At 54.9% G+C, this 16,454-nt stretch carries 12 protein-coding genes; 11 read left to right on the forward strand and 1 reads right to left on the reverse strand.

The genetic code is table 11. The annotated features are described in order from the left end of the window. The first annotated feature begins 126 nt into the window (after positions 1 to 126). Positions 127 to 2,094, forward strand: a complete 1,968-nt coding sequence (locus ACFPQ4_RS09790; RefSeq protein WP_378111635.1) for a glycoside hydrolase family 127 protein — start codon at positions 127 to 129, stop codon at positions 2,092 to 2,094. A 90-nt stretch (positions 2,095 to 2,184) separates the two neighbouring features. Here the strand turns inward: ACFPQ4_RS09790 and ACFPQ4_RS09795 are convergent, their stop codons facing one another. Beyond that, a complete protein-coding gene (locus ACFPQ4_RS09795) occupies positions 2,185 to 2,610 on the reverse strand; it encodes a hypothetical protein (RefSeq protein WP_378111637.1) in 426 nt (141 codons plus the stop codon). A 136-nt stretch (positions 2,611 to 2,746) separates the two neighbouring features. Between ACFPQ4_RS09795 and ACFPQ4_RS09800 the strand changes: the two genes are divergently transcribed. The 10 genes from ACFPQ4_RS09800 to ACFPQ4_RS09845 all read left to right on the forward strand — a co-directional run bounded on the left by ACFPQ4_RS09800 (position 2,747) and on the right by ACFPQ4_RS09845 (position 16,440). Further along, on the forward strand, positions 2,747 to 3,472 hold the full coding sequence (locus tag ACFPQ4_RS09800) for a YqjF family protein (protein WP_378111639.1): 726 nt from the start codon (positions 2,747 to 2,749) through the stop codon (positions 3,470 to 3,472). 160 nt (positions 3,473 to 3,632) lie between these two features. Then, positions 3,633 to 5,462: a sensor histidine kinase gene (locus tag ACFPQ4_RS09805; protein ID WP_378111640.1), complete on the forward strand. Its 1,830-nt coding sequence runs from the start codon at positions 3,633 to 3,635 to the stop codon at positions 5,460 to 5,462. After that, positions 5,459 to 6,190: a response regulator transcription factor gene (locus tag ACFPQ4_RS09810; protein WP_378111642.1), complete on the forward strand. Its 732-nt coding sequence runs from the start codon at positions 5,459 to 5,461 to the stop codon at positions 6,188 to 6,190. Before ACFPQ4_RS09805 ends, ACFPQ4_RS09810 begins: the two co-directional genes overlap by 4 nt. Before the next feature lie 36 nt (positions 6,191 to 6,226). Next, positions 6,227 to 7,489 (forward strand): ABC transporter substrate-binding protein, encoded by a 1,263-nt coding sequence (locus ACFPQ4_RS09815; protein ID WP_378111643.1) that lies wholly within the window; start codon positions 6,227 to 6,229, stop codon positions 7,487 to 7,489. A 132-nt stretch (positions 7,490 to 7,621) separates the two neighbouring features. Continuing rightward, positions 7,622 to 8,950, forward strand: coding sequence for an ABC transporter substrate-binding protein (locus ACFPQ4_RS09820; protein ID WP_378111645.1), 1,329 nt, complete (start codon positions 7,622 to 7,624; stop codon positions 8,948 to 8,950). A gap of 92 nt (positions 8,951 to 9,042) precedes the next feature. Next, positions 9,043 to 9,921: a carbohydrate ABC transporter permease gene (locus tag ACFPQ4_RS09825; RefSeq protein ID WP_378111647.1), complete on the forward strand. Its 879-nt coding sequence runs from the start codon at positions 9,043 to 9,045 to the stop codon at positions 9,919 to 9,921. After that, positions 9,922 to 10,737 (forward strand): carbohydrate ABC transporter permease, encoded by an 816-nt coding sequence (locus tag ACFPQ4_RS09830; RefSeq protein ID WP_378111648.1) that lies wholly within the window; start codon positions 9,922 to 9,924, stop codon positions 10,735 to 10,737. A 1-nt stretch (position 10,738) separates the two neighbouring features. Beyond that, positions 10,739 to 12,652: a Sip1-related alpha-galactosidase gene (locus ACFPQ4_RS09835; protein WP_378111650.1), complete on the forward strand. Its 1,914-nt coding sequence runs from the start codon at positions 10,739 to 10,741 to the stop codon at positions 12,650 to 12,652. Then, positions 12,645 to 14,684 (forward strand): cellulase family glycosylhydrolase, encoded by a 2,040-nt coding sequence (locus tag ACFPQ4_RS09840; RefSeq protein ID WP_378111652.1) that lies wholly within the window; start codon positions 12,645 to 12,647, stop codon positions 14,682 to 14,684. The genes ACFPQ4_RS09835 and ACFPQ4_RS09840 overlap by 8 nt, the downstream gene beginning before the upstream one ends. Then, entirely contained in the window at positions 14,650 to 16,440 is a 1,791-nt protein-coding gene (locus tag ACFPQ4_RS09845) for a glycoside hydrolase family 36 protein (RefSeq protein ID WP_378111653.1), read from the forward strand. Before ACFPQ4_RS09840 ends, ACFPQ4_RS09845 begins: the two co-directional genes overlap by 35 nt. Positions 16,441 to 16,454 lie beyond the last annotated feature (14 nt).

The following is a 16,454-nucleotide window of genomic DNA, read 5'->3' on the forward strand; positions in this document are numbered from 1 at the left end:
CAGCGGACTCCTCAGTGTGATATTTTATAATAATTATGTTTAAATCGAATGTACTTTGCAATGTATATATAAACTAAAATAGGTTTTGTGAGGTTAAAATATTGTTATTTTTCAGGAGGGTACATCATGTTGCCTAATCGCGCCCGAATCGCAGATCCGTTCTGGACATCTTACGAACGTCTCGTGCGGGAAACCGTCATTCCGTATCAATGGGAAACGTTGAACGATCGCGTGCCGGATGCGGAGCCGAGCTACGCCGTACGCAACTTTCGGATTGCCGCCGGCGTGGAGGAAGGATCGTTCGGGGGATTCGTCTTCCAGGATAGCGATCTGGCCAAGTGGCTTGAAGCGGTCGGCCATTCCTTGGCGTCTCACCCCGATCCGGATCTCGAACGGCAAGCGGACGAGTTGATCGAGCTTATCGTTGCGGCGCAGCAGCCGGACGGCTATTTGAATACGTATTTTACGATAAAGAGACCCGATATGCGTTGGAAAAGCTTGACCCACTGCCACGAGCTCTATTGCGCCGGTCATATGATAGAGGCGGCCGTCGCGTATTACGGCGGCACGGGCAAGCGGAAGCTGCTCGACGCGATGTGCCGGTTCGCCGACCATATCGACTCCGTCTTCGGCGCAGAGAGCGGCAAGCTTCGGGGATACGACGGTCATCAGGAAATCGAGCTCGCTTTGGTGAAGCTGTACCGGGCGACCGGCAACGAACGGTATTTGAAGCTTAGCCAATTTTTCATCGACGAGCGGGGACAACAGCCGTATTTCTTCGATCGCGAATACGAGGAGGGGTTATTCTCCCCTTGGACGGAGGATGGGAAATCCGGGAAGCCGGATAATGCCTACCATCAAGCCCACTTACCGGTGCGGGAGCAGACCGTTGCGCTCGGCCATTCGGTCAGGGCGATGTATATGTACGCGGCGATGGCGGATTTGGCCCAATTGAACGGCGACCGCGAGCTGCTCGAAGCTTGCCGCAGACTGTGGGAGAACACGACGACGAAGCAGATGTACATTACGGGCGGCATCGGATCGACGCATCACGGGGAAGCGTTCACGTTCGACTACGATTTGCCGAACGATACCGTCTACGCGGAGACGTGCGCATCCATCGGACTTATCTTTTTCGCTAATCGGATGCTGCAGGTCGAAGCGGACAGCAAATACGCCGATGTGCTCGAGAGAGCGCTGTACAATCTCGTGCTCGCCGGCATGGCGCAGGACGGACGCCATTACTTCTACGTCAACCCGCTCGAAGTATGGCCGGAAGCCAGCGAGAAAAATCCGGGCAAGCACCATGTGAAGCCGACTCGGCCCAAATGGTACGGATGCGCTTGTTGCCCGCCGAACGTCGCGCGGCTGATCTCTTCCTTGGGCGATTACGTGTATACGGTAAACGAACAAGCACGTACGGTCTATGCGCATCTGTTCATCGGAAGCGACTACGAGACTGTGCTTGGAGGACATACGGTTAAGCTCCGCCAGCACGCGTCGCTCCCTTGGCAAGGAGACGTGAAGCTCGAAGTTTCGTTGCCGGAGCCGACCCGGTTCGCGCTAGCGCTGCGGATCCCTTCTTGGTGTACGGAGCTTCCGCGTCTTGCCATCAATGGGGAAGTAACGGATTACTCCTCGGGCGTGAAGGCTGGTTATGCGCATATCGACCGGGAATGGTCGGACGGGGATCGCGTGGAATGGCTGCTGCCGCTTAGCGCCGAGTGGATCGAAGCCCATCCGGAAATCCGGGCGAACGCCGGCAAGGCGGCGATCCAATACGGACCGCTCGTCTATTGCCTCGAGGAAGCGGACAACGGCAAACCGCTGGCATCGGTGTCGGTTCGCCGGGATGCGCCGCTGCGCGCGCGGTTCGATTCCGAGCTGCTCGGCGGAGTCGTCGCGATCGAGACGAAGGGACGGAAGCGAACGACGGATGGCTGGAGCGGACAATCCGCGTATAGAAGATCCGGATCCGCATCCGGTGCCGCCTCTTCCGCGGCCGACATTCCTTTGCGCGCGGTGCCTTACTTCCTGTGGGGGAACCGATCCGGCGGAGAGATGAGCGTGTGGATTAGGGTTAGCGATAGTTAATAGCAACGCATGCAAGCATAAAACCTCTCGCGAATCGAAGGCGTCGCATGACGACCGTCGAGCAGCGAGAGGTTTTTTCGTTCCCTGACATTATTTTTTGAACATGCTCATCAGAGGCATAATCTGCTTGACCATGCCCATGCCCATCTGTACGATCGGCCATGCTTGCTTCATGAAGCCCATAATGCCGCCGAGACCGCCGAAGCTGCCGAGCAGCCCGCCGCCGGCCGCCCCGGCCGCTCCGGCAGCAGATCCTGCGCCTGCTCCGGTCGCCGCACCGCCAAGCAGTCCGCCGCCGCCGAGCATGGAGAACAAGCCGGACACTTTCGCTTTACCCTTCGAACCTTTAGATGTCCTCATGCGGCCTTGACCTTTTTTGCCTGCGAGCAGCAATTGACCGTTCTGCATCCCTTTGATCGTCCCGATATAGTAGCTGCCGTCGTTCAGCACGACGCAAACGGGCTGGCCGGTTAATCTTCGGGCCTGTTCGATCTTCCGATTCATCTGTTCGTTCATGGCGTGCTCCTCCAAATTAAGTGTGCTGGAACATTATATGCCGTGACGCGCGTGCGGCTTGTACGGATGTCCTATGGATAATCGTACGGGCGATGACAATAATGTTAGCACGATGAACGTTAGGAGGCGGCCCTTGATGAAAACCGACCATAGGCCATGGCCGATTCCGCGGAAGCCGTGGAGAATGAAGCAGACGTGGAACCGATTGCTATTCGCGAGTTGGCCGATCGAGCCGGAAGCGATAAAGCCGTTCCTCCCGAATAAGCTACGATTGGACACGTACGAGGGCAGGGCATGGGTCAGCATCGTACCGTTCGATATTACGGGGATCCGAATGCGTTATTTGCCTCCGATTCCGCTAACGACGGCTTTCGCGGAGCTGAACGTTCGAACCTATGTCACCTTGGATGATAAGCCGGGCATCTACTTATTCAGTCTGGACGCGACGAATTTACTAGCGGTTCTGGGTGCTAGAACGTTGTATCATCTGCCGTATTACTGGGCCGATATCGACGTCATTCAGGAAGAAGACCGCATCCGGTATATAAGCGAACGACGTAATGCCGGCGGCTTCGTATTTCGCGGTACGTACAAGCCGGTATCGCCGGCTTTCCGAGCGCAGCAAGGGACGTTGGACTATTGGCTCGCCGAAAGATACTGTCTCTATGCGACCCGCAAGAACGACGTCTATCGCTGCGACATTCTCCATGAACCGTGGGCGCTGCATTATGCGGAGGCGCGCATTTACGAGAATACGATGGTGGACGGAATAGGCTTTAAGCTGCCGGACGAGGAACCGCTGCTGCATTATTCGGAGCGACAGGAAGTTGTGATGTGGGGGCTCGAGAAGCTTCGCATATAGCGTAACTCGATCTCCTTTTCGCCTATACGACCAATCATGCACCTCTTGAACTCAGGGAGGTGTATTTTGTTGCGGGAAAATATATTGTCGAATTTACGGTCGCGACGGAAGGAATTCCAGCCCCCCTACGTTAATTATTTACATACAGGGAGGCGACATCGTGATCAAAGACACCAAGGAGAGGCTCCGCGGCAATTCTTCCCGTCTCTGGAGCGCGTTCATGAATTTAGGGATAGAGAAAAGATTGATTCTCGTGTTTCTGCTGCTCGTCATCATTCCGGTAACTTCCATAAGCTACGTCTCCTACGGCAGATATTCGAAATCCATCGAATCGAACGCCACGGAATACGTAACCGAGATGTCCGGCACCTTGATGTCGACGTTGGACAACTATATTAACGACCTGATGAACGTCACGATCATTCCGCTATATGCCAGCTGGCCTTCCTATGGGTTGCAGGAATTGCTGCAAGATCCGTCCGTCAGCCTGCAGAAGGAACGCCAGATCGATAACTATATCGAGTTGCTCAGCAATTTCAAACAAGGCACGGACTCTATTTATATTTTCGATAACTTCGGGCACGTGTTCTACAAAACGAATAGCGAAGGCTTGCGCAAAGACATTCAGGAGCGGTACGAAGACTGGAGCAAGCAAGCGAGAGAATCGAACAAGCCGCTGCTCATGAGCACGCATGAAATTTCGACGAGCAATACGTCCAGATACGTATTCTCGATTATTCAAGACATTAAGAACACGTCGACGCTGGAGTCGGTGGGGACGTTCGTAATCGACGCGAACATGAAAGTGATCGAGAAGGAAATCCAAGGCTTGGATAGAGTCACCAAAGGCAAGACGATCATCGTCGATAGCGCGAACCGCGTCATTTACGATTCGAAGCAAGCGTTGCTGGCGCAAGATTTGACCGGCGATCCTGCGGTGCAACGGGCGGTTGACGACAATGGCAGCTTTAAGATCGACATCGACCATCAGGCGTATATCGTTCAATATTTGAAATCGAAGAAGACGCAGTGGAAAATGCTCGTGTATACGCCGATCTCCCAATTAAACAAGGAAGCGGTTACAACCCAGAAGTTCACTATCATCGCTTCGCTTATCATTATCGGATTCGCTCTATGCGTATCCGTCTATCTATCCTTCGCGCTTACGAACCCGTTGCAGAAGATGGCGAGGCTGATGAGAAAGGTACAGGAAGGCGACCTGGAAGTCCGCTTCAATATCAAATACTCGGACGAAGTAGGCGTGCTAGGCAAAAACTTTAACCGGATGATTAAACATATCAAGGAATTAATAGAGGAAATCCACGTTACCGGCAACCGGAAGCGAATCGCGGAGATGGAAGCGCTCCAGAGCCAGATCAATCCGCACTTCATTTACAATACGCTCGAGACGTTGCGAATGACGGCGCTGATCCATGACGACAAAGAAATGTCCAATATGATTTATTCGCTCGGCCAGTTGCTGCGATACAGCATTAACCGGGGGAACGAAGTCGTTACGCTGCGGGACGAGCTCGAGCATCTGACCAAGTATTTGCAGCTTCAAAACTACCGTTTCGAGGATAAGTTTATTTTCGAACCCGACATGCCCGAAAGCCTGATGGACTGCAAAATGATCAAGCTTCTGCTGCAGCCGATCGTCGAGAACGCTATTTTCCACGGATTGGAGAACAAGAAACATCAGTCTATCATCCGAATTACCGCCGCCATTGAACAGGGCAAGCTCGTCTGCTTAATATCGGATAACGGCGACGGCATGGACGAGGACACTTTGCATCTGTTAAGAGCCCAAATAGACGCCGACGATTACGATCACCAGTCGAAGCACGGAATCGGTCTTCGCAACGTGCACCAGCGGATCAAGCTGCATTACGGACATGCGTACGGATTGGAAATCGAGAGCGAGCCGGGCGTCGGAACGACCGTCAAGCTATGTTTGCCCTATGAGGAATACGTGGAGGAGATCGCATGATTAGAATCGCTATCGCGGATGACGAATCCAGAATTCGCTTGGGGTTGGCCAAAATGATCGAGCACAGCCACATCCCGCACAAAATAACCGGCACTTATTCCGACGGAGAAGAAGCGTTGAAGGATATGAAAGTCAATATCGCGGACGTGTTGATTACGGATATCAAAATGCCCGTGATCGGAGGGTTACAGCTTATTGAGGAATTGAAGCAGTTCAACGAATCGCTTAAGTTTATCGTGCTGAGCGGATTTCGCGACTTCGATTATGCCAAGACGGCGATCCGGCTCGGGGTGGAAGATTATTTGCTCAAGCCGATTAATCAGGAAGAGCTGTATCGGCTGCTGGACAAGGCGAACAGAGAGCGCGAAAGCGACCGGGAGGGCGGCGACCAGCCGAAAGGCGAGGCGGAAGGCCGCGTCGTAACGCTCATCAAGAAATACATCGAGGAAGAATACCGCAAGGACATCAGTCTGTCGGAGTTGGCCGAGAAAGTCTACTTGAACCCGCAGTACGTCAGTCAATTGTTCAAAGCCCAGACCGGGCAGACGATAACGGACTATTTGCTGCAGGTGAGGATCGAGAAGGCGAAAGAGATTATGAAATATAATCTGGAGCTTAAGGTGTACGAGGTGGGAGAGTTGGTAGGCTATCAGGATCCGGTCTATTTCAACCGGTTGTTCAAGAAAATTACCGGAGTCACTCCTAAGGAATATCGGGACAAAGCTTAATCGACAGCCAGAGCTGCATAAGAGGAGGAAAATACGTTGAGTAACGGGTGGGCGAAGCTGATCGGCGTCATGCTGATCGCGGGGACGGTCAGCGGATGCGTCGGACGAAATGCCGAGCCGGTCGAGGAAGCGAAGTCGACGATCAACGGGACGATCACGTTCCTGACGCATCGCACGGACATCGCGGACACGACGATGATGGACTATGTCGCCGCGTTCAAACGGCTATATCCCGAGGCGGACGTGAAGATCGAGGCGGTCAAAGACCAGAGTAACATCTTGAGGGTGCGCGCAGCTTCCGGACAGCTTCCGGACGTAACGTTCATCGGAGGGGATACGATTCAGCCGAAAGACTTTCCGAGGTTTTTCGCTCCGCTCGACGATCTCGGGTTGAACGGCAAAGCGTACTTCCAAGATCAATTCACGGTCGACGGCAAAGTGTACGCGGTGACGAGCGGCGGCACGATGACGGGGATAATCTATAACAAGACTGCTTTCGAGAAGGCAGGAATTAGCGGAGTTCCCCGCACGATCGACGAATTTTTGGCCGCTTGCGCGAAGCTCAAGGCCGCCGGAATCGTTCCCGTCGCGACGAACTTCATGGACAAATGGCCGCTTAATTATTATGAATCGATGGCCCAGGCGATCGAGGGCGATGCGAAGAACGTTCTGGACCAGAACGCCGAGAGGGATGCTCCTTTCGCCGAGGATCTGCCGTACGGGAAAGCGCTGAACCTGCTCCGGCTAATCGTTGATAAAAAGTACGCGGAAGCCGATCTGTTCTCCACCAACTGGGAGCAATCCAAGAAGGACTTGGCGACGGGAAGCACGGCTATGGCGCTGCTCGGGAATTGGGCGATCCAGCAAGTCGTCGAGAACGGGGCGAAGCCGGAGGATATCGGGTTTTTCCCGATGCCGACCGATAATAGCGGCAAGCTGACGAGTCCGATCGGGTCGGATGCCGCCTTGGCCGTGAACAAAGACAGCGAGCATATCGAGACCGCGAAGGCGTGGGTCGAGTTTCTCGTAGAGCAATCCGGTTACGACAACGACTCCGGTTTGTTGCCGGCGCTCAAAGCGACGAAGTCGCATCTGAAGCAGATCGCCGATTTCATGGCTAGCGGGGTCGTCTTGATCGAGAGCAGCCCGAAGGGCGAATACGCAAGCAAGGTGATCAACAAGGCGCAATTCGCGTGGGCCGATCTCGCTCAGGAATACGCGGTGGCGAGCGATCCGCAGAGCGTGTTGGACGCCTATAACGAGCGCTGGGCGAAAGCCAGGGCGGCAATCGGCAAGTAGGATAACGTTTACACAACAACTGAATACAAGACTATAAATCTGAATCGGGTTACTTATGACCCGGTTCTTTGTTTTTCTATAATGATCCTTGTAAGCGATATCAAACATGACTCCTAGGGGGAAAAAGTACAAATGAACAATCGGTTGACCAAGTTATCGTGCGTTATGCTCATTGCCGGCTTACTCAGTGCTTGCGGCAGCAACAACAACGCCAACAACGCTTCTTCCGAAAGCGCTTCGCCAAGCCCGTCCAGCCCTGCGGCAAGCAGTCCGGCCGCCGAGCCGAGTGCGGAGCCAAGCCCTGATATTTCGGGCAAAATCACTTTCCTGAACCACCGTACCGACATCGCGGAGACGAAAATGAAAGATTACGTCGCCGAGTTCAAGAAGCTATATCCGAACGCCGACGTAGAAATCGAAGCGGTCAAAGACCAAAGCAATATCCTGAAAGTTCGCGCGGCATCCGGTCAACTGCCGGACGTTACGTTCGTCGGCGGAGACTCCATCCAACCGAAAGATTATCCGAAGTTTTTCGCTCCGCTGGACGATCTCGGATTGAACGACCAAGTGTACTTCGCGGGCCAATCGACGATCGACGGGAAGCTGTACGCCATCACGAGCGGCGGATCGATCACGGGTATGCTGTACAACAAGAAAGCATTCGCAACGGCGGGAATTACGGCAGTGCCTAAGACGCTGGACGAGTTTTACGCGGCTTGCGAGAAGCTGAAAGCGGCTGGCATCGTGCCGGTTGCCACCAACTTCAAAGACAAATGGCCTCTTAACAACTACGAGTCGTTAGCTCAAGCGATCGCGAACGACGTTAACATCATGGATAAGAACGCGGAGATCGATACGCCATTCAATACGGACCAACCTTACGGCAAAGCGCTGGATATCTTCCGGACGCTGGCGGTGAAGAAATACACGGAACCTGATCTGTTCTCGACGAACTGGGAGCAATCGAAGAAAGACCTAGCAACGGGCAAGTTCGCGATGGCGCTCCTCGGCAACTGGGCGATCCAACAAGTCATCGATAACGGCGCGGCGCCTGAAGATATCGGATTCTTCCCGATGCCTGTAGACAACAGCGGCAACTTGATCGCTCCGATCGGTTCCGATGCGGTTCTGGCGGTAAGCAAAGACAGCGAGCATCTCGATACGGCAAAAGCATGGGTGAAGTTCTTCGTTGAGAAATCCGGTTACGACAACGATTCCGGCTTCGTACCTGCGATCAAATCGAAACAATCCAGCCTGACCCAAATCGCGGAGTTCACGGGCAGCGGCGTCTCCATGATCGAGAGCGGTCCAAGAGGCGATTACGCGAACAACGTGATCAACAAAGCGCAATTCGCATGGCCTGATTTGGCTCAAGAGTATGCGGTAGCGAGCGACCCTCAAAGCGTTCTCGATACGTACAACAAGAAATGGGCGGATACGCGCAAACAAGTCACTAAGTAATTGAGCAAACGTTCGAAAGACGGTTATTTCGGGAGGAAGATCCGTTACGGAACTTCCTCCCGATTCATCAACCATGGGACAGAGGGTACGAGATGAACATCACCTATAAAACGCAAAAGAACATTATCCTGGTCGCCTTTCTGATCCTGCCGCTTACTATCTTGCTGTCGTTCTCGTATTATCCGGCAATCGATTTGTTCTATATGAGCATGACGTCTTGGGACGGGTTAAGCGCGACTAAAGCGTGGATCGGGTTCGACAACTATCGAGAGCTGTTTTCCGATCCGAGGCTAATCGGAGTGTTCAAGCATAACTTCGCCTACCTTATCGCCGGAGTGGTACAAAATATAGCGGCCTTGTATTTCGCGGTGCTGCTAAGCTCCCGAATGAAAGGACGAAACCTGTTCAAAGTCATCATCTTCCTTCCGTTCATTATGAACGGCGTAGCCGTCTCGTATATGTTCGGCTACCTGTACGATTCGCAGAGCGGCGGCCTCAATATGCTGTTCGATTTTATCGGACTGGGGCATTCGGTCAATTGGCTCGGGGACCGGTCGATAGTCAACTACTCGCTGGCTTTCATTAACATTTGGAAGTACACGGGCTTCAGTATGGTTATTTATTTGGGCTCACTCCAGGCGATTCCGGTAGGGCTATACGAAGCGGCGAAGATCGACGGAGCCACAAGGCTTCAAGCCTTCCGCTACATCACTTTGCCAAGCATACGCAGCATTATCGAAGTCAGCATGTTCCTGACGGTGACGGGTTCGATGGAAGTGTTCGAGCTACCGTTCATTCTGACCAAAGGCGGCCCGATCGGCTCAAGCGAGACGTTCGTAACGAAGACGGTCGACGTCGCGTTCACTTACAGCAATTTCGGCCTCGCATCCGCAATGGCGGTCGTTCTGCTCTTGTTGATCGGTACGATTTTGATCGTCCAACGAAAACTGATCATGTGGGGGGAGAAATAGATGAGGATCAACGTCGTCAAATACAGCTCGGCTTTACTCGCAGCGTTCATCGTCCTATTTCCTCCCTACGTCGTTTTCATTAACGCGTTCAAAGGCCGCGAAGAGTACGCGCTTTCCGGAATTTTCGATTTGCCGAAGAGCTTCTTGAATTGGGATAACTTCCGTCTCGTGCTCGAGGTAGGAAGAATGGGCAACGCGTTCAAAAACATCTCCATCATTATCGTTTTGGCGGTCGTGCTCAACATTTTTATCGGTACTTCTCTCGCTTACGTGCTCGGAAGATTCGAATTCAAATTAAGGAAGTTCGTTATCGCGCTTTACGCGGGAGCCGTCATTATTCCCGGCATTACGACGCAGGTGGCCGTATTCACGATAATTAAGGAATTAGGCTTGTTCAATACGTACTACGCTCCCGTGCTGCTCTATATGGGAACGGACTTGGTTCAAATTTACCTCTACTTGCAGTTCATGACGAACATACCGGCCGAATTGGACGAGGCCGCGATGCTGGAAGGCGCCAGCTTGTTCAAAATTTATCGGTCGATCATCTTGCCGTTGCTCGTTCCGGCGATCGCCACGCTGACGATATTGAAGGCGATCGGCATCTACAACGACATGTATATCCCTTACCTATACATGCCCGCCCAAGAGTTGGGCGTCGTCTCTACTACGCTTATGAAATTTTCCGGGGCATACAGCGCCGAGTGGAATAGTATTTGCGCCGGCATTCTCATTATTTTGATTCCGACGACGCTGTTGTATCTCGTGCTGCAACGCTACATCTTCGCGGGTATCGTCAGCGGATCGGTGAAGTAGCATGAACCTGACGCTCGAGGAGATTCGCGGAAGTTATGATTCCGGCGCGGCTACGCCGGTCGGTTTGCAGGGCGTGAAGCGCTGGCTGGCGCTGGCTAGGACGGACCTGTATTGGATGGAGCCCAGTGTGGGAGTCGCCTTGCGAGAGGTGCCAGCGGAAACGCAGTTTATGCTGTGGGAGCGGGAGGACGGCCGATTCGGGTTGCTGCTTCCGATCGTAAGCGGCGATTATCGCGCCACGCTGGAAGGCTCGGATTCGGGCTTGCTGCTGAAAGTAACCGGCGGACTGCCGGATACGGCGGGGGAGGTCGGAACGGTTGCCTATGTATGCACCGGCGACGACCCTCACGCTTTAGTTGAACAGGCGATGCAAGAGGCCGCCGACCGGTTGAAGACGTTCCGTACGCGCAAGCAGAAGAAGGCTCCGGCTTTTCTTGGCGCGCTGGGCTGGTGCACGTGGGACGCCTTCTATCATACCGTGGACGAAAGCAAGCTCATGGCCGGACTCGAAAGCTTTCGGAGCGGCGGAGTTACGCCGGGGTTCGTCATCTTGGATGATGGCGCTTGGGATACCGAGGGGGATTTGCTTAAGCGTATCGCGATCCGCGACGACAAATTCCCTTCCGGTCTTAAAAGCGTTATCGAAGTCGCGAAATCCGATTTCGGCGTGCGATGGTTCGGCGTCTGGCATGCTTTTCAAGGGTATTGGGGCGGCATTCATCCGGACGGTCCGCTGGCATTATCGTACCGCTGGCTGCATAACCGCGCGGTCATTCGGCCATGGGATCCTAAGCTGGAAGACTTGTACTTGATAGATCCGCGCGATGTCTATCGGTTCTATAAGGATTTGTACCGTTATTTGGCGGATGCGGGAGTCGATCTGGTTAAGGTCGACGGACAATCGGCACTGGAAATGTTCTCGGGCGGCTTGCTAGGAAGAGGCACGACGATGCGGGCTTATCAAGAGGCGATGCAGACGGCCGCGCACGATTACTTCGACGACAACCTCATTCATTGCATGTGCCACGGCTCGGATGTTCCCTACCATATGCGTTCTTCCTCCGTCTGGCGGAATTCGCAGGATTACTTTCCGGAACGCGGGACGGTCGACCAGCAAAAGCATGTGTTCGTGAACGCAATGAACAACGTCTGGTCTTCGTCCTTTGCGATTCCGGACTGGGACATGTTCCAGACGCATCAACCCGACTCGGCATTTCATGCGGCGGCGAGAGCGATCAGCGGAGGGCCGATCTACGTCTGCGATAAGCCGGGCATGCAGAACTTCGATATTTTGGATCGCCTGACCGTCGGCGACGGCGAAGCGCTTCGTTGCGACGAACCCGCGCTGCCGGCGGCGGATTGCCTGTTCGTCGATTGTTATGAAGAACCTCGGCTGCTGAAAATCGTTAACCGAACGGGTAGCGCCGGACTGCTGGGACTGTTCCATTGTTACCGTCATGGCGGGGAAATCGAGGGCGCTTGGAAGCCGTCGGATATTCCGGGTTTGGAGGGAGAACGGTTCGCCGTCTATCGTAACCGGGCTGCTACGTTGCAGGTGATGGGGCCGGATGAATCTGGCGCTACAGTGTTGGGTGCGGCGGAATACGAGATCGTTTCTTGTACGCCGATCCGTGATGGCCTGGCGCCGATCGGATTGCTGGATAAGTTCAATCATGCGGCTGCCATCGAAGAATGGTCCGCTTCCGGACCTGTGCATCGGATTCGGTTCAAAGACGGGGGCAAGTCGATCGGAATGTATTGCGACACCGCTCCGAGCGAAGTGCGCGTGGACGGCTTGTTGTCTGCTTCGTATACATATGAGCGTTCGACGGGATTGCTGGTCTTGTCGGCGACACAAGGTAAATCGATCGTAATCGAGGTGATCTTGCCTGGAGAGGTTGTCAACGATGATTAGCAGAACGCAAATCGAATGGATAAGTCCTTTGTTCGGATCGCGCGTATCCGGGAATTGCACGGTTAAAGTAATCGCGAGAAACCCGCTTTACCCGATCCGCAAGGTCGAGATGATAACGGGTAATCTCGCGCTGCCCATGAGCGAGAGAGATAACGGAGTATACGTAACGGAATGGGACAGTCGCACGCTGGCGGACGGCGGACATTCTCTGTTCGTTCGGGTGACGGATACGCAGGGTACCGCCGCTAGCTTCGCCGACGTCTTGGTCAACAACGATGGACCGTTGTCCGGTATCGTACGCCGGAATGGCAATGCGTTCGAGCTAGATGGAGAGAAGTTCGTCTATGCCGGCTGGAACGCTTATCATTTGCCTTTCGTGAGCGACGCGAACTGGACGCTTAACGATCGGTTAGTGGCATGGATGCCGGACGGTGAGCAAGCGGAGGTTCACGTTCCGTCCGGCACTCCGCTTGCTTACGAGCAATATATCGACGGTTGTATGCTAGCGGCGAGGAAGCACGGGCTGACCGTGCTTCGGACTTGGGCATTTTGCACGGATACGACCATGGAGCATGCGTTCTACAACCCGGATTGGACGTTTAACGAAGCGCAGTTCCGACGCTTTGATTACTTGATGGATAGCGCGAGCAGACATGGCGTGAGAGTGAGCCTTACGTTGTCCAACTATTGGGACGACGTGGGCGGCATTATCGGCTACGTGAACCGATTCGGGCTATCCGGCAGACTGCAATTTTTCACGCATCCGGATGCTCGCGAGGCGTTCAGAGCCTATATCCGCCATTTCGTGAACCGCGTGAATACGGTCAACGGGCTCCGCTATCGGGACGATCCCGCCGTATTTTCCTGGGGGCTAATGAACGAACCGCGAATGGATGCTCACGACGACGTTTCGGCGGATCGTAGCGAATACGACAAGGATGGAACGAAGCTGGGCGCATGGATCGAGGAGATGGCCGGATTCATCAAGTCGCTCGACCCGAATCACATGGTCGCGAGCGGATCCGAAGGGCATTCGATAGTCGTTAACGGCTCCCCGTGGGGACGCGCCGATGAAGGGAACGGAACGGAGCCCGTACGCGTCGTGATGAACCAGCCGAGCTTGGACTACGTGACGTTCCACCCGTACCCGAACGCACCTTGGTGCATGTACGCGATGCCGCAATACGCCGAATTGGTACGCCTTGTCGTCGCTCAGGCGAAGGAGATCGGCAAGCCGGTCGTCATGGAGGAATGGGGCATCGACAAATCGTCTGCCTTAGTGGACTTCTCGGGGGCGACGACGGGCAAGAAGGGGGAAGACCCCTCTTGGCCTCTTCTCCGCGACGGCTGGAACAAAATTATGCACGCCACGTTCCGAAGAGCCGGCGGAGACGGGTCGAACGTGTGGGTGTTCAGCACTTTCGTTCCTGGCGGCGACTTCGAGATCGCCGGTCTCGCTCCCGGATATCGGGCGAAGGAGGATCGCGCTTCGGCTGCGGTTCTGAAGGAGGAAGCTTGGCTAATGTCGGTTTCCGCCGCGAGCCTGTTCGACGATATGGCATCCGATGAAGACCGTGCCTGCATCAATGAGGCGGTTCACTATGGATGGATGAGCGGGACAGGACAGCGCACGTTCTCGCCGGACGAACCCGTTACGACGCTCGAATTCACGGATATGTTTCACCAGCTTGGGGTGACGGTAGAGGTCGAGTCGGCTGGAGAGCCGAACGGGCCGCTTGGCAGGCTGGAGGCGGCGAAGCTGCTGTGCACCGCGTTGCGGTTGCAGCCGTTGTCGGACAGACGAGAGCCGGACATGAGCTTTGCGGATTTGCAAACGCTTTCCGAAACGGAACGGCAGTCGATCCGGGCTTTGTTCATGGCCTTGGTCTGGAAGGACGGCGAAGCTTTCCGACCGTTCGATCCGCTGACGAGAGCCGAAGCAGCCGGGTTAATCGTTCGCGCCAGCGATTATTTTACTTACCATAGGGAGCTTGAACATGAGAAGCATCAAGACGAAATGCCACGAGATTAGGCTGGAGGGCGAGTCGGAAGCGTTTAAGATTGCTTTCGAGCACAGCGAAGCCGAGGAAGGGATCGACATCGTCCGGTTAACGATGACCGCGGACCGGCCCGCGGTTCCTCCGGTCATGAAGCTGTCATGGACGATGCCGATCGTCGACATTCACGCGTTCTGGTACCCCGGCGTCGACCGCAACAAAGCGCTTCACGTCGATTGGGGAAGCGGGTACCGAACCAATGCGACGTCGAACGCGCCGATCGGGTGCTTTTATAACCCGCGAGGCCGCAATCGATTAACGTTCGCTTTTTCGGATGCGCTCAATCCGATCGGCATTAACGCCGGCGTCCATGAAGAAGACGCGACGCTGCGTTGCTCCCTGACGCTGTTCGACGAACAGGCGCCAAGACGGACGACGTACGAAGCGGAGCTGCGAATCGATCGTCGCGATATTCCTTATTACGAGAGCGTCGATCAGGTGCGTTCGTGGTGGGAGCGAATGCCGGCGTATGCGCCTATGCCGGTACCGGATGCGGCGAAGCGGCCGATGTATTCGACCTGGTACAGCTTCCATCAGGATTTGACGGACGCCGGGGTGGAGGCGCAATGCAAGCTCGCGCAGGAGGCTGGCTATGGCGCGGTCATCGTGGACGACGGCTGGCAGACGAGCAATAACGAGAGAGGCTACGCCTATTGCGGAGACTGGGAAGTGTGCAACGAGAAAATAGCCGATATGCGTAAGCACGTCGATCGGATCCACGATCTCGGCATGAAATATTTGCTCTGGTATTCCGTTCCGTTCGTCGGACTGAAGAGCAACGCGTGGACGCGATTCGCGGATAAGCTGCTGTACCGGTTCGACGAGCTGGGCGCCGGCGTTCTGGACCCGCGGTTCCCCGAGGTGCGGGAATATTTGATCGGATTGTATGAAAAAGCGGTAACGGAATGGGGCGTGGACGGCTTTAAACTGGATTTCGTCGATTCGTTCACCGTGCCCGCGGGTACTTCGATCGCGTACGGCGACGGAAGGGATTACGACTCCGTGCCGAAGGCGGTCGATCGCTTGATGACCGATATCAGCTTGCGGCTTAGCGCTGACCGTCCGGAGATGATGATCGAATTTCGGCAGACGTACATCGGTCCCCTCATGCGCAAATACGGCAACCTTTTCCGCGCGGGGGATTGTCCCAACGATTACATCCAAAACCGGGTCAAGACACTGGATGTTCGACTGCTGGCCGGCAACACGGCCGTCCATTCCGACATGATCATGTGGCATCCATCGGAGACGGCGACGAGCGCCGCGCTTCAGATCATCAACGTGCTGTTCTCCGTTCCGCAAATTTCCGTAAGGTTCGACCGGATCCCGCCGGAGCACGACGAGATGCTGCGATTTTGGCTATCGTTCTGGGCGGAGCATCGTCGTACGCTGCTGGACGGCACGCTTAAGCCGTACTCTCCCGATCAACTGTATCCGCTCGTCACGGCGGAGACGGAAGAGGAGAAGATCGCCGTCGTGTACGGCGGGGGCAGGATAGTGGACGAAGCGGCATGCGGCGGTACGGTTCAAAGTCGACTTATTCTTGTCAATGCGACCGGCGAAGACCGGCTGATCGTGGACATGCCTCGGGGTGACGAAAGAGGATGGCGGATTACGGTCAAGTCCTGCATGGGAGCGGTCTGCGGGGAACCGCGGGCCGAGAAAGCCCAAGGCCTGATAGCGGTGCCTGTTCCGCCGTCCGGCATGGCGATTATGGAACGAATCAATTAGAGGAGGCTTTATTC

It is taken from the genome of Cohnella yongneupensis, from assembly GCF_042655785.1.
GTDB classification, from domain to species: Bacteria; Bacillota; Bacilli; order Paenibacillales; family Paenibacillaceae; genus Cohnella; species Cohnella yongneupensis.

What these genes read in the sequence shown, in the direction of transcription:
- ACFPQ4_RS09790 (WP_378111635.1), top strand. Translation starts at nt 127, where the DNA reads ATGTTGCCTAATCGCGCCCGAATCGCAGATCCGTTCTGGACATCTTAC.
- ACFPQ4_RS09795 (WP_378111637.1), bottom strand. Translation starts at nt 2,610, where the DNA reads ATGAACGAACAGATGAATCGGAAGATCGAACAGGCCCGAAGATTAACC.
- ACFPQ4_RS09800 (WP_378111639.1), top strand. Translation starts at nt 2,747, where the DNA reads ATGAAAACCGACCATAGGCCATGGCCGATTCCGCGGAAGCCGTGGAGA.
- ACFPQ4_RS09810 (WP_378111642.1), top strand. Translation starts at nt 5,459, where the DNA reads ATGATTAGAATCGCTATCGCGGATGACGAATCCAGAATTCGCTTGGGG.
- ACFPQ4_RS09820 (WP_378111645.1), top strand. Translation starts at nt 7,622, where the DNA reads ATGAACAATCGGTTGACCAAGTTATCGTGCGTTATGCTCATTGCCGGC.
- ACFPQ4_RS09825 (WP_378111647.1), top strand. Translation starts at nt 9,043, where the DNA reads ATGAACATCACCTATAAAACGCAAAAGAACATTATCCTGGTCGCCTTT.
- ACFPQ4_RS09830 (WP_378111648.1), top strand. Translation starts at nt 9,922, where the DNA reads ATGAGGATCAACGTCGTCAAATACAGCTCGGCTTTACTCGCAGCGTTC.
- ACFPQ4_RS09835 (WP_378111650.1), top strand. Translation starts at nt 10,739, where the DNA reads ATGAACCTGACGCTCGAGGAGATTCGCGGAAGTTATGATTCCGGCGCG.
- ACFPQ4_RS09840 (WP_378111652.1), top strand. Translation starts at nt 12,645, where the DNA reads ATGATTAGCAGAACGCAAATCGAATGGATAAGTCCTTTGTTCGGATCG.
- ACFPQ4_RS09845 (WP_378111653.1), top strand. Translation starts at nt 14,650, where the DNA reads ATGAGAAGCATCAAGACGAAATGCCACGAGATTAGGCTGGAGGGCGAG.